This is a genomic window from Limnochorda sp. LNt (assembly GCF_035593265.1).
In the GTDB taxonomy this organism is placed as follows: domain Bacteria; phylum Bacillota; class Limnochordia; order Limnochordales; family Geochordaceae; genus Geochorda; species Geochorda subterranea.
The window spans coordinates 871,305-884,946 of the sequence record NZ_CP141614.1; the positions used below are offsets into that span (position 1 = coordinate 871,305).

Annotated in this window: 9 protein-coding genes and 1 pseudogene; 9 read left to right on the forward strand and 1 reads right to left on the reverse strand. The window is 71.6% G+C overall.

The window, feature by feature from the left end:
* Positions 1-80: 80 nt before the first annotated feature.
* From murA to argH, 8 genes are all read left to right on the forward strand, one after another.
* The gene (gene murA / locus VLY81_RS04100) at positions 81-1,361 is read left to right on the forward strand and encodes a UDP-N-acetylglucosamine 1-carboxyvinyltransferase (protein WP_324670335.1); all 1,281 of its coding nucleotides are present in this window, start codon (positions 81-83) and stop codon (positions 1,359-1,361) included.
* Between the two features lie 152 nt (positions 1,362-1,513).
* Positions 1,514-2,569, forward strand: coding sequence for an N-acetyl-gamma-glutamyl-phosphate reductase (gene argC, locus VLY81_RS04105; protein ID WP_324669758.1), 1,056 nt, complete (start codon positions 1,514-1,516; stop codon positions 2,567-2,569).
* A 36-nt stretch (positions 2,570-2,605) separates the two neighbouring features.
* Complete coding sequence (gene argJ, locus VLY81_RS04110) at positions 2,606-3,871, forward strand: bifunctional glutamate N-acetyltransferase/amino-acid acetyltransferase ArgJ (RefSeq protein WP_324669759.1); 1,266 nt, start codon at positions 2,606-2,608, stop codon at positions 3,869-3,871.
* A gap of 64 nt (positions 3,872-3,935) precedes the next feature.
* Complete coding sequence (argB, locus tag VLY81_RS04115; protein WP_324669760.1) at positions 3,936-4,820, forward strand: acetylglutamate kinase; 885 nt, start codon at positions 3,936-3,938, stop codon at positions 4,818-4,820.
* Between the two features lie 2 nt (positions 4,821-4,822).
* Positions 4,823-6,040 (forward strand): acetylornithine transaminase, encoded by a 1,218-nt coding sequence (locus VLY81_RS04120; protein WP_324669761.1) that lies wholly within the window; start codon positions 4,823-4,825, stop codon positions 6,038-6,040.
* A 22-nt stretch (positions 6,041-6,062) separates the two neighbouring features.
* Complete coding sequence (carB, locus tag VLY81_RS04125) at positions 6,063-9,347, forward strand: carbamoyl-phosphate synthase large subunit (protein WP_324669762.1); 3,285 nt, start codon at positions 6,063-6,065, stop codon at positions 9,345-9,347.
* Between the two features lie 14 nt (positions 9,348-9,361).
* Complete coding sequence (locus VLY81_RS04130) at positions 9,362-10,600, forward strand: argininosuccinate synthase (RefSeq protein ID WP_324669764.1); 1,239 nt, start codon at positions 9,362-9,364, stop codon at positions 10,598-10,600.
* 29 nt (positions 10,601-10,629) lie between these two features.
* Complete coding sequence (gene argH / locus VLY81_RS04135; protein WP_324669765.1) at positions 10,630-12,024, forward strand: argininosuccinate lyase; 1,395 nt, start codon at positions 10,630-10,632, stop codon at positions 12,022-12,024.
* A gap of 287 nt (positions 12,025-12,311) precedes the next feature.
* Here the strand turns inward: argH and VLY81_RS04140 are convergent.
* A pseudogene (locus VLY81_RS04140) lies at positions 12,312-12,914 on the reverse strand (patatin-like phospholipase family protein); the annotation flags it as partial.
* Between the two features lie 150 nt (positions 12,915-13,064).
* Here VLY81_RS04140 and VLY81_RS04145 point away from each other — a divergent pair.
* Positions 13,065-13,490 carry a flavodoxin family protein gene (locus VLY81_RS04145; RefSeq protein WP_324669766.1) on the forward strand — a complete coding sequence of 142 codons (426 nt, stop codon included), beginning with the start codon at positions 13,065-13,067 and terminating at the stop codon, positions 13,488-13,490.
* Positions 13,491-13,642: the final 152 nt, after the last annotated feature.

Sequence of the window (13,642 nt, forward strand, 5' to 3'; positions counted from 1 at the left end):
CAGCAGGTCGGGGGCCTGTGGCGCCGAAGACGACGGGGCGCCGGCCACGGCGTACCCGGGGAGAAGAGAAAGGGTTGACGATGATCCAGGAGATGGCCACCCTGGTCAGGGCCCGGGATCGGGTGCGGGTGCGCGGCGGCATGCGGCTGTCGGGCCGGCTCCGGGTGAGCGGTGCCAAGAACGCGGCGGTGGCGCTGCTCCCCGCGACCCTGCTGGCGTCGGCGCCCGTCGAACTCGCCCAGGTGCCCGAGATCACCGACGTCGAGGTGATGGTGAGCATCCTCCGCAAGCTGGGGGCCCAGGTCGACTTCGAGGATGGGGTCGCCCGGGTCTGGCCGGATGGGCCCATCTCGCACGAGGTGCCCTACGAGGATGCCAAGCGGGTGCGCGCCTCCTCGCTGCTGCTGGGGGCGCTCCTGGCGAGGCAGGGGCGGGCCGTGGTGCCGTTGCCGGGGGGCTGCGACATCGGGCCCAGGCCGCTCGATCTGCACCTCAAGGGGCTGGGCGAGCTGGGGGCCCGCGTGCGGGTGGAGCACGGTTACGTGGTCGCCGAGGCCGATCGCCTCGTCGGCAGCGAGATCTACCTCGACTTCCCCAGCGTGGGCGCGACCGAAAACCTGATGATGGCCGCCACCGCCGCCGAGGGGACCACGGTCATCTACAACGCGGCCAAGGAGCCCGAGGTCGTCGACCTGGCCAACTTCCTGACCGCCATGGGCGCCCGGGTGGTGGGGGCCGGGACCGACCTGGTGCGCATCCAGGGCGGCTCTCGGCTGACGGGTACCTCCTACACCATCATCCCCGACCGCATCGAGGCGGGCACCTACCTGCTGGCCGCGCTGGCCACCCGGGGCGAGATCGTGCTCGAAAACGTCATCCCCAAGCATCTCGAGTCGCTGCTGGCCAAGCTGGAGGAGGCGGGGGCGCGCATCGAGGTGGGCCTGGACCACCTGGCGGCCTCCTGCCCGCGACGTCCATCGGCCATCTCCGTCAAGACCCTCCCGTATCCCGGCTTCCCCACCGACCTGCAGCCTCAGCTGACGGCCTTCCTGCTGACGGCCGAGGGCACGAGCATCGTGACGGAGCGGGTCTTCGAGGATCGGTTCCGTCACGTCGACGAGCTCAAGCGCATGGGCGCTCAGATCCGCACCGACAGCCGGACGGCCATCATCTCCGGGGTGGAGCGCCTCACGGGCGCGCCGGTGACGGCGACGGATCTGCGGACCGGCGCGGCGCTCGTCATCGCGGCGCTGTCGGCCACCGGTGAGACCGTCATCGACCAGTTCCATCACGTGCGACGGGGCTACGACCGCATGGTCGAGAAGCTGGCGGAGCTGGGCGCGGATATCGAGTACTGGTGACCCCTCTCGGGTCGATCCGGGGGCTTGCATAGTTATGCATCGGGCGCGATAATGCGCCCATGCGCCACGATGCTACGCCTGTCACGACAAGCGCGACCTCCGGCGCGACGCCGGCCCGCGCCGGCGACTCCACCCGCATCGCCGTCGGGATCGTGGGTGGCTCGGGCTACGCCGCCCAGGAGCTGGTGCGGCTCGTGGCCCAGCATCCTCACCTGAGGCTCGGGTGGATATTGTCCCGTTCGCATGCAGGCCAATCGCTGTCAGCGGTCTACCCTCATCTCCGGGGCCTGGTGGAGGGGCGGTTCGGCTCGCCCGACGAGCTTGTCGACCTGGCCCGCTCGGTGGGAGTGATCTTCCTGGCCACCCCGGCGGGCTTCGCCGCCGAGCAGGCGCCGGCCTTGCTGGAGCGCGGCGCGGCCGTGGTCGATCTGTCGGCCGACTTCCGATTGGATGACGCGGGGCTCTACGAGCGCGTCTACGGCCGGCCCCATCCCCACCCCGAGCTCCTGAGCCAGGCCGCCTACGGGTTGCCCGAGCTCTTCGGCGCCGAGGTGGCACGCTCCCGGCTCGTTGCCAATCCCGGCTGCTATCCCACAGCGGCCCTGCTCGCCCTGGCGCCGCTGGCCGCGCAGGGGCTGCTGGCCGTCGAGCGCCCCGTGGTGGTCTCGGCCACCTCGGGCATCTCGGGGGCCGGCAGCCAGCCGGGGCCGATGTATCACCTGCCGGTGGCCACCGAGAACGTCCGCCCCTACGGCGTCCCCGGCCACCGTCACACCCCCGAGATGCGGCTGCACCTGGGGCGCCTGCTCCGGGCGGGCGCGGGGGCCGGGACGGGGGCCGCCGGGGTCGAGCTGGCCTTCATCCCCCACCTGGTGCCGGCCAGCCGCGGCATCCTGGCCACGTGCGTGGCGGGCCTGCGGGAGCCGCACGACACCGACGAGTTGACGCAACGCTACGCGGCCTTCTACCGGGAGGCGCCCTTCGTGCGGGTGCTCCCGCCGCCCGAGCTGCCCGAGACCAAGGCGGTGCAGGGGGCCAACTTCTGCGACCTGGCGGTCCGGTGGGATCCCGGCTCCCGTTCGGCCATCGTGATGGCGGCCCTGGACAACCTGGTCAAGGGTGCCAGCGGCCAGGCCATTCAAAACGTCAACGTCCTCATGGGGTGGGACCAGACCGCGGGCCTCATGGGGGCGCCCCTCTACCCGTGATCGCACGCTCGGACCATGTCGTGAAGGAGGCTTGGCATGCACAGACCCGCCGCATCCCCGCTGCCGGGCCTGGCGTCCGCCGATGAGACCCTGACCGGGCTGGCCTGGGGCGTCACCTTCCCGGAGCCCTTCGAGGCGGCAGGCGTCCATTGCGGCATCAAGCACAAGCGCCCGGACCTGGCCGTCATCCATTCGCCGGTGGACTGCTCGGCCGCCGCCGTCCTGACCCGCAACCGGGTGAAGGCGGCGCCCCTGCGGGTGACCCAGGAGCATCTGCTGGCGGCTCCCGGCCGCATCCGTGCCATCGTGGTCAACAGCGGCAACGCCAACGCCTGCACCGGCCCGAGGGGCATGGCCGACGCCAGGGCCATGGCCGAGGTCTGCGCCGGGGAGCTCGGCGTCGATCCCGAACAGGTGCTGGTGGCCTCCACCGGCGTCATCGGCGTGCCGCTACCCATGGAGCGGGTGCGCGCGGGCATCCAGCAGGCATGCCAGCGGCTCTCCCGGGCGGGTGGGCCCGATGCCGCCATCGCCATCATGACCACGGACCGCCGCCCCAAGGCCCTGGCCTTCACCCTCGGGCTCGGCGACGGTCGAGTGGTGCGGGTGGGCGGCATGGCCAAGGGGTCCGGGATGATCCATCCTGACATGGCCACCATGCTGGCCTTCCTGACCACGGATGCGCCCGTCGAGCCGCGCCACCTGCAGCGGCTGCTGCGCGAGGTGACCGAGCGCACCTTCAACATGATCACCGTCGACGGCGACACCAGCACCAACGACATGGCCATCCTCCTGGCCAGCGGGCAGGCAGGCGGGGAGCCCCTCGCGCCGGGGACGGAGGATTTCGCGCGACTGCAAGCAGGAATCGAACGCCTGGCCTCGTACCTGGCGAAGGAAATCGCCCGGGACGGCGAGGGTGCGACGCGCCTGGTGGAGGTGCGGGTGACGGGAGCCCGTACCCAAGCCGAGGCGCGCACTTGTGCGCGGGCCATCGCCGGCTCCAACCTGGTCAAGACGGCGATCCACGGTGCGGACCCCAACTGGGGCCGGATCGCGGCCGCGGCGGGGTATTCCGGGGTGGAGATGGACCCCGACGGCTTCTCGGTCTGGCTGGGCGACGTGCCGGTCGCGGCCGGGGGGCAGGAGGTGCCCTTCGACGAAGCGGCGGCCCGGTCGGCGCTGACGGCCCCCGAGGTGCGCCTCACCATCGACCTGGGCACCGGCGGCCGCCACGAGGCCATCGCGTGGACCTGCGACATGAGCGAGGAGTACGTGCGCATCAACGCCAGCTACCGCAGCTGAGGCCCGGGCCTCGGGCGGCGAGCTGGGTGGGAGGTCGGGCGGAGCGTTGACGCTGGAAGCCATCGTGCAACGTGCGGGCATCCTCGTGGAGGCGCTGCCCTACATCCGTGCCTTCTTCGGCAAGACCTTCGTCATCAAGTACGGGGGCAGCACGATGCCGGACCCCGACGGCGAGGTCCAGCGCGCCGTGGCGCTGGACCTGATCCTCCTACGCTACGTGGGGGTCAAGGTCGTGCTGGTGCACGGCGGGGGCCCCGCCATCACGGAGACCATGCGAGCCCTGGGCAAAGAGCCCCGCTTCGTCAACGGACGCCGGGTGACCGACGCGGAGACGATGCGCGTCGTCCGCATGGTGATGATGGGGCTGCTCAACATGGACATCGTGGCCACCATCAACCGCTTCGGCGGCAAGGCGGTAGGCCTGTCGGGGCACGACGCCAACCTGATGGTGGCGCGCAAACGCCTGGAGCGGGTGGAGTCGGGCCCGGAGTCCCCGGACCAGACCGTGGATCTGGGCTTCGTGGGCGACATCGAGCGGGTCAACCCCGAGATCCTGCACCTGCTCACGGATCAGGGGTACATCCCCGTCGTGGCGCCCATCGGCGCCGGCTACGCCGGCGAGAGCTACAACATCAACGCCGACAGTGCCGCCGGCGAGCTGGCCGCCGCTTTGCGGGCCGACAAGCTCATCATCCTCACCGACGTCGAGGGGATCCTGGAGGAGCCCGGCAACCCGGCCTCTCTCATCTCCGCCCTGCAGGTGCCGCGGGCGCGGCGGATGATCCAGGAGGGCACCATCTCGGCGGGCATGGTGCCCAAGGTGGAGGCGTGCATCCGGGCCCTGGAGGCGGGGGTACCCCGCACCCACATCATCGACGGCCGCACCCCCCACGCCTTGCTGCTGGAGATCTTCACGGACCGCGGCATCGGCACCATGGTGGTGAGCTAGCGATGGCGGACGAGACGCGGCCGCAGGCCGCCTCCGACGTGATGGCCCTGGCAGCCCGCTACCTGATGGGCACCTACCGCCGCGAACCCGTCGTGATCGTGCGGGGGAGCGGCAGCCGGGTCTGGGATGCCGAGGGACGATGCTACCTCGACTTCGTCTCGGGCCTCGGCGTGAACGCCGTGGGACACTGCCATCCCCGGGTGGTACAGGCATTGACCCAGCAGGCCTCCCGGCTCCTGCACGTCTCCAACCTCTACTACATCGAGCCGCAGGCGTTGCTGGCGAAGTGGCTCGTCGAGCACGGGCCCTTCGACAGGGCCTTTTTTTGTAACAGCGGGGCCGAGGCGGTGGAGGCCGCCATCAAGCTGGCGCGCCGCCACCAGCGCAATCTAGGCCAGGACCGCTTCGAGATCGTGACGGCTCTCGGCTCCTTCCACGGGCGCACCATGGGGGCGCTGTCGGCCACGGGACAGCCGCGCTACCACGCCGGCTTCGAGCCGCTGGTGCCGGGTTTCCGCTACGTGCCCTTCGACGACCCCCAGGCGCTGGACCAGGCCGTCGGCCCGCAGACCGCCGCCATCCTGCTGGAGGTGGTGCAGGGCGAGGGAGGGGTGCACCCGGCCAGCCGGGCCTTCGTCGAGGCGGCCCGTCGAGCGGCGGACCGGGCGGGGGCCCTGCTGATCGTCGACGAGGTGCAAACCGGCCTCGGGCGCACGGGGCGACTCTTCGCCTTCGAGCACTACGGTGTCGTGCCCGATGCCGTGGCCCTCGCCAAGGCGCTGGGCGGGGGCGTCGCCATCGGCGCGTTGCTGGCCAGGGAGCCAGCGGCCTCGGCCTTCGGGCCCGGTCAGCATGCCTCCACCTTCGGCGGCAATCCCCTGGCCTGCGCCGCGGCCCTGGCGGCCATGCAGGTGCTGGAGGAGGAGGACCTGGTGGGCCGCGCCGAGCGCATGGGCGCCTACCTGCGTGAGCGCCTCGTGGCCATGGCGCGGCGCACCGGACACGTCTCGGAGGTGCGCGGGATCGGCCTGATGCTGGCCGTCGAGCTGGACGGGCCGGCGCGCCCCGTGGCCGATGTGTGCCGTGCCCGGGGACTCCTGGTCAACGTGGTGACGGAGCGGGCCCTGAGGCTCTTGCCCCCGCTCGTCATCGACGAGAGGGAGGCCGACGAGGCGGTGGCCATCCTGGAGTCCGCCATCGCCGAGGCGGCCGGACGTTAGGAGGCAGGCGACTCGACAACCCATGCCCAAGCGCGCGGACCTCAAGAAGGTGATGGTGATCGGCTCCGGCCCCATCATCATCGGTCAGGCGGCCGAGTTCGACTACGCTGGCACCCAGGCCTGCAAGGCGCTCAAGGAGGAAGGCCTGGAGGTGGCCCTCGTCAACTCCAACCCGGCCACCATCATGACCGATGAGAACATGGCGGACCGGGTCTACCTGGAGCCGCTTGTGCCCGACGTGGTGGAGCGGATCCTGGAGCGGGAGCGCCCCCAGGGGCTCCTGCCCACCCTGGGAGGCCAGACGGGCCTCAACCTGGCCTTCGAGCTGGCTCGCCGCGGCATCCTGGAGAGGCTCGGCATCGACCTGTTGGGCACGCCCCTGCACGCCATCGAGAGGGCCGAGGATCGGGAGCGGTTCAAGGCCACCATGGAGGCCATCGGCGAGCCCGTGCCGGAGAGCCGCACCGTCACCACGGTGGAGGAGGCCCTGGCCTTCGCGGAGTCCGTCGGCTACCCCGTCATCGTGCGCCCGGCTTACACGCTGGGCGGCACGGGAGGTGGGGTGGCGCGCCGGCCCGAGCAGCTCGCCCAGGTGGCCTCCAAGGGGCTCAAGCGGAGCCTCATCGGGCAGGTGCTGGTGGAGAAGAGCGTCGTGGGCTGGAAGGAGATCGAGTACGAGGTGATGCGGGACGGGGCCGACAACTGCATCACCGTCTGCAATATGGAGAACCTCGATCCCATGGGCATCCACACGGGCGACAGCATCGTCGTGGCGCCCAGCCAGACGCTCACCGATCGCGAGCACCAGACCCTGCGCTCGGCTGCCCTGCGCATCATCCGGGCGCTGGGCATCCAGGGCGGCTGCAACGTGCAGTTCGCCCTGGCGCCCGACGGCTCGGGCCGCTACTACGTCATCGAGGTCAACCCGCGGGTGAGCCGATCGTCGGCCCTGGCATCCAAGGCGACGGGCTACCCCATCGCGCGGGTGGCGGCCAAGATCGCCGTCGGCTTGCGGCTCGACGAGATCCCCAACGCGGTGACGGGCCAGACGCTGGCGGCCTTCGAGCCCGTGCTCGACTACGTGGTGGTCAAGATCCCCCGCTGGCCCTTCGACAAGTTTCCCCTGGCCGATCGCCGGCTGGGCACGCAGATGAAGGCGACCGGCGAGGTGATGGCCATCGACCGCACCCTGGCCGGGGCGCTGCAGAAGGCGGTGCGCTCGCTGGAGGCCGGCTACGACGGGCTGTGGGATGCGGCCATGGCGGCCCTGGACGACGGCGAGCTGCGCCGGGCCGTCTCCATGCCCGACGACCGACGCCTGCTGGCGGTGGCCGAGGCGTTTCGCCGTGGCTTCTCCGTCGAGGAGCTCAACGGCCTGACCGGCATCGCCCCCTACTTCCTCTCCGTCATCAAGGGCATCGTGGAGGCGGAGCAGGAGCTCCAGTCGCACCCCGAGGGGCTCGAGGCTCGCCTGCTGGAGCTCAAGCGTCTGGGCTTCTCCGACCGGCGGCTGGCGCGGTTGACGGGCCGCCGCGAGGACGAGGTGCGCGAGCTGCGCCATCGCCGGGGCATCGTGCCCGTCTACAAGAGCGTGGATACGTGCGCGGGCGAGTTCGAAGCGCAGACCGCCTACTACTACTCCACCTACGAGCGAGAGGACGAGGCGCCCGACAGCCAGCGGCGCAAGGTGCTCGTCATCGGTGCGGGGCCCATCCGCATCGGGCAGGGGATCGAGTTCGACTACTGCTCGGTGCACTCGGTCTGGGCCCTGCAACGGATGGGGTACGAGGCCGTCATCGTCAACAACAACCCCGAGACGGTCAGCACCGACTTCGACACGTCGGACCGGCTCTACTTCGAGCCGCTGACGCTGGAGGACGTCCTGGAGGTGGTGCGCCGGGAGCGGCCCGAGGCCGTCATCGTGCAGTTCGGCGGCCAGACTGCCATCAACCTGGCCCGCCCCCTGGCCGACCGGGGCGTCCCCATCCTGGGCACCAGCGCCGACGCCATCGACCTGGCCGAGGACCGGCGTCGCTTTGCGGAGCTCCTCGGCTCGCTGGGCATCCCCCAGGCCGAGGGCGCGGCCGCCTCCAGCCTGGAGGAGGCCCTGGGCATCGCCAACAAGCTGGGCTACCCGCTGATGGTGCGGCCCTCCTACGTGCTGGGAGGCCGGGCCATGGAGATCTGCCACGACGAGGACGAGCTGTTGGAGTACATCAAGATGGCGGTCCAGGTGGCGCCCGAGCACCCGGTGCTGCTGGACCGCTACCTGCCGGGCCGGGAGATCGAGGTCGACGCCATCTGCGACGGCGAGCAGGTGTTGATCCCCGGCATCATGGAGCACATCGAGCGCGCGGGGGTGCACTCGGGCGACTCGACGGCGGTCTTCCCGCCGGTGCACCTGACGCCGGAGCAGGAGGCCACCATCGTCCAGTACACGCGCCGGCTGGCCCTCGCGCTCGGGGTGCGGGGGCTGCTCAACGTGCAGTTCGTGGTCTCGCAGGGCAGGGTCTACGTCCTGGAAGCCAACCCCCGGGCCAGCCGGACCGTGCCCTACTTGAGCAAGGTGACGGGGATCCCCATGGTCGCGCTGGCCACCCAGGTGATGGCCGGTGCCAGCCTGGCGTCGCTGGGCTACACGGTGGACGGCCTCGTCTACGGGCGGACGACGCCGCCGCCGTTCACCGCGGTCAAGGCGCCGGTCTTCTCCTTCGACAAGCTGGACGACGTCGACGTCCTGCTGGGGCCGGAGATGAAGTCGACGGGCGAGGTGCTGGGCCTCAACGGCGACTACCCGTGGGCGCTCTACAAGGCGCTGCTGGGGGCCGGCATCAACGTGCGCACCTCGGGCACCGCCCTGGTGACGCTGGCCGACCGCGACAAGCAGGAGGCGCTGCCCACGGTGCGTCGACTGGCCGAGCTGGGCTTCCGCATCCTGGCGACGACGGGGACGTTGCGCTTCCTGGAGGCGCACGGGGTCCGGGCCGAGTTCGCCCACAAGGTGGGCGAGGGCCATCCCGACGTGGTGGAGCTGGTGAGGGCCGGCCAGATCGACCTGGTCATCAACACCCCAACCCGGGGGCGCATCCCGGAGCGCAACGGCTTCAAGCTGCGGCGGGCCGCCGTGGAGTTCAAGGTGCCGTGCTTCACCTCCCTGGACCTGGCGGCCGCCCTGGTGGAGGCCCTCGCACAGTTGCGGGCCGGTCAGGTGCCCCAGCCGGTTTCGCTGCAGGAGTACACGATGGGTCTGATGGCCCCGGCGGGCGCAGGCCGCAGGGCGAGCTCGCCCCGCAGGGCCGATGGCTGAAGGAGGCATGAAGGATGACGACGGTGCGCAAGGTGGTCCTGGCGTATTCGGGCGGGCTCGACACCTCCGTCATGATCCCGTGGCTGCGCGAGCGCTACGGGTGCGAGGTGGTCGCCATGATCGCCGACGTGGGGCAGGGCGAGGACCTGGCCGCCATCGCCGACAAGGCCCGCAAGAGCGGCGCCAGCAAGGCCGTCATCGAGGACGTGCGCGAGGCCTTCGTGCGAGACTACGCCTTCCAGGTGCTGCGGGCGGGGGCCATCTACGAGGGCCGCTACCTCTTGGGTACCAGCTTCGCCCGCCCGCTCATCGCGGCCTGCCAGGTCAAGGTGGCCCGCGAGGAGGGCGCCGACGGCCTGGCCCACGGCTGCACGGGCAAGGGCAACGACCAGGTGCGCTTCGAGCTGGCCTACCGGGCGCTGGCCCCGGAGCTCAAGGTCATCGCCCCGTGGCGGGAGTGGGAGCTCAAGGGGCGCCAGGACGAGATGGCCTACGCGGCGGCTCGGGGCATTCCTGTCGAGGCTACCCGGGAGAAGCCCTACAGCATGGACCGTAACCTCTGGCACATCAGCTACGAGGGGGGCATCCTGGAGGATCCGGCACGGGCCCCCGACCCCGACATGTTCATCTGGACCCAGGACCCCACCCAGGCGCCGGACCGGCCGGAGGAGGTGACCATCGGCTTCGAGGAGGGGCGGCCCGTCTCGGTGGACGGGGAGCGCCTGGGGCCGGTGGCACTGCTGGAGCGGCTCAACGCCCTGGGGGCGCGTCACGGCGTGGGGCGAGCGGACCTGGTCGAGAACCGCGTCGTGGGCATGAAGTCACGGGGCGTCTACGAGACCCCTGGCGGCACGCTCCTGTTCGTGGCGCACCGGGAGCTCGAGAGCCTGACGCTGGACCGCGACACGTTCCACTTCAAGGAGATGGTGGCCCTCCGCTACGCGGAGCTGGTCTACTACGGCCAGTGGCACTCCCAGTTGAAGCGCGCCCTCGACGCCTTCGTCGACCAGACCCAGCGGAGGGTGACGGGCGAGGTGCGGCTGCGCCTTTTCAAGGGCGGCGTGCAGGTCGTCGGGCGCCGATCCCCGTACTCGTTGTACGATCCGGAGCTGGCCACCTTCGACGCGGACAGCGTCTACCGGCAGCAGGACGCCGAGGGCTTCATCCGGCTGTTTGGGCTCCCGCAGTACGTGGAGGCCCGGTTGGAGGAGCGGCTGGCCACCTCCCGTCCGGCCGTCAGGGAGGCCGTCTGATGGCGGGCGGGGCTCCTGGGTGGGCTTCGATGTGGGGAGGGCGCTTCTCGGAGGGGCCCGACGAGCTGCTGCGACGCTACACCACCTCGTTGCCCTACGACCGGCGCCTGTGGCCCCACGACCTGCAGCAGAGCGTCGCCCACGCCCGGATGCTGGGCCGGCAGGGCATCATCCCCGCCCAGGATGCCCAGCGGATCGTGCAGGGACTCGAGGCGCTGGCCGCCGAGGTCCGTGAGCGGCCGGAGCTCCTGCAGGGCCCCGACGAAGACGTCCACTCGGCCCTGGAGCGGCTGCTGGTGGAGCGCATCGGGCCCAGCGGGCTGCGCCTGCACACCGCACGCAGCCGCAACGACCAGGTGGCCACCGACCTGCGGCTCTACGCGCGGGCGCAACTGGACCGGCTCGACGAGGCGGCGGGCCGCCTGCAGGAGGCCCTCCTGGCCCGGGCCGAGGAGGAGGCCGGGACGGTCATGCCCGGCCTCACCCACCTGCAGCCGGCTCAGCCCGTCACCCTGGGCCACCACCTGATGGCCTACGTCGAGATGCTCTTCCGTGACCGGGATCGGCTGCGAGAGGCGAGGCGCCGGGCCAACGTCCTGCCGTTGGGCAGCGGCGCTCTGGCGGGTGCCGCCTTCCCCGTGGACCGGGAGACGGTGGCGAGGGAGCTGGGCTTCGACCAGGTCAGCGCCAACAGCCTCGACGCCGTCTCGGACCGGGACTTCGCCTGCGACCTGCTCTACGCCTGCAGCCTACTCATGGTGCACCTGAGCCGGCTGGGCGAGGAGCTGGTCCTGTGGAACCACCCGGCCTTCGGCTTCGTCGAGCTGCCCGACCGGCTCGCCACGGGCTCGTCCATGATGCCCCAGAAGAAGAACCCCGACGCTGCCGAGCTGATGCGTGGCCGGGCAGGGCGGGTGGCCGGGCACCTGGTGGCGTTGCTGATGGTGCTCAAGGGCCTGCCCCTGGCCTACAACCGCGACCTGCAGGAGGACAAGGAAGGCCTCTTCGACGCCGTCGACCAGACGCTGCTCAGCCTGCAGATGGCCACCGAGCTCATCCGGTCGGTGCGCTTCCGCCGGGATCGCATGCGTGCGGCCTGCACCGGAGACCTGCTGGCGACGGAGCTGGCCGACTACCTGACCCGAAGGGGCATGCCCTTTCGGGAGGCCCACGCCGTCGTGGGGCGCATCGTCGCCGACCTGCAGGGGACGGGACGCACCCTGGATCGCCTGACCGTCGACGAGCTCCGGCGCTACAGCCCGCTCTTCGCTGCCGACGCCGCCCAGTGCCTGGACGTGGAGGCGGCGCTGCGCGCCCGCCGGGTCGTCGGGGGTACGGCGCCCGACTCGGTGCGGGAGGCCATCGCGGCGGCCCGGGCCAGGCTGCGTCGGATGGCGTCGCGGCAGGCCCAGGCCGCCTCGTAGCCGGCCCTTATCCACCCCTCCAACGGGAGCGCCCCATCCGCCGGCGGCGCCAGGGTGGGGCGCACCACCACGTCGGCGTGCCGCTCGAGCTGCAGGTCGGTCAGCCTCTGGAGCAGGATGGCGGCGGCCCGGTCCACCACCCGTGGCAACGCGTGCACGTCGCCGTCCTGCCGGTGACCGGTGCCCAGGTCCACGGCCACCACCACCTCCGCGCCCAGGAGCCGACAGACACGCGCGGGCACCGGCTCCACGGTGCCACCGTCGATGAGAGCCCGACCGGCCAGGCGCTTGGGCGTGTACAGCCACGGGATGGAGCAGCTGGCTCGCACGGCCGATGCCGGCGTCACCTCCTCTACCACCACGGTGCGAGGCGGCAGGGGACCTGGCAGCCAGGCGCGCCGGGTCAGCAAGACGGCTTCGCCCGAGTGGAGATCGCAGGCCACCGCGGCGAAGGGAAGGCGCATCTGGCCGAACTCCTGGACGGGCAGGTGCCGGCGCAGCCAGCTCTCGAGGCGGTTGCCGGCGGCCATCCCCTGGGGGGCGGATGGTGCCGCTCGGCGCAGGGCCTGCAGGGTGAGGCGGGAGCCCAGCACCAGCATGCCCCAGGGGGAGAGCCGCACCTCGCGGCGCACCTGCGCCAGCAGGTCGGGTGCGGCCTCGGTCATGGCCGGCGGCTCCACGCCCGCGGCGAAGAGCGCCCCCACCAGGCTGCCGGCGCTGGTGCCGGCCACCACCTGAGGTCGGATGCCGGCGTCGAGGAGTGCCTGCAGCACGCCGATGTGGGCGAGACCCCGTACGGCCCCGGCTCCGAGGGCAAGCCCGAGGGCGGGCCGCCCGGTGGCGACGGGCCGCCAGGACGTGGCGGGCTCCTGCGTCGGCGACGGGCCCATCGGCTCCCCAACCCCCCAGGAGCCCACCCTATGCCGTGGAGGCGGGGGAGAGGGAGTCGTCCCGGCGAAGCGAAAAGGCGTGATCGGCCGGGTCCGGGATCGGTGCCGTGGCGATGCCGGGCCGGCGCCCGGCGGGAGAGGATGGCGAGGGTGAGAGCGCTTGTCTTGATAAGCGCCCACGGGCGGCTCGAGCGGCTGGCCCGCGCGTTGGCCGAGGGGCTCGAGTCGGTGCAGATCCGCACCGACGTCATGACGGCCGATCCGTCGCGGAGCCAGCCCATCAGCGTGGCCCCCTACGACCTGGTCTGCGTGGGAAGCCCCAGCCTGGGCTTCATCCGGGGGCGTCCGGCCGACGACGTGCAGGAGGCCCTGACGCGCTGCACCCGCCTGGAGGGCAAGCGGACCGCGGCCTTCGTGAGGCGGGGTGGGTTGGGCACGGGGCGTGCGCTCAAGGCGCTGATGGCGGCGCTGGAGCGCCAGGGTGCCTGGGTGGAGGACTTCGCCGACCTGGGCAGCGAGGAGGAGGCGCGGGCTTTCGGGCGCCGGCTCAAGAACGTGGCAGGCGCCCGCGAGTAGCGGGGAGAGATTTCCTGCGCGAAGCTGCGAGAGGGTCTTGACGGGTCCGGAAAGCGTACGTATAGTTATCGCTAACAACCTATGGTCGACCCTGACAGGGTCGGCGTTTGAATGGCGAAGATGGGGACGATCGTAGGGGCCCCCGAGGCCGT

Coding starts and splice junctions, on each gene's coding strand:
- murA (WP_324670335.1), top strand. CDS start 81: ATGATCCAGGAGATGGCCACCCTGGTCAGGGCCCGGGATCGGGTGCGG.
- carB (WP_324669762.1), top strand. CDS start 6,063: ATGCCCAAGCGCGCGGACCTCAAGAAGGTGATGGTGATCGGCTCCGGC.
- argH (WP_324669765.1), top strand. CDS start 10,630: ATGTGGGGAGGGCGCTTCTCGGAGGGGCCCGACGAGCTGCTGCGACGC.
- VLY81_RS04130 (WP_324669764.1), top strand. CDS start 9,362: ATGACGACGGTGCGCAAGGTGGTCCTGGCGTATTCGGGCGGGCTCGAC.
- VLY81_RS04120 (WP_324669761.1), top strand. CDS start 4,823: ATGGCGGACGAGACGCGGCCGCAGGCCGCCTCCGACGTGATGGCCCTG.
- argJ (WP_324669759.1), top strand. CDS start 2,606: ATGCACAGACCCGCCGCATCCCCGCTGCCGGGCCTGGCGTCCGCCGAT.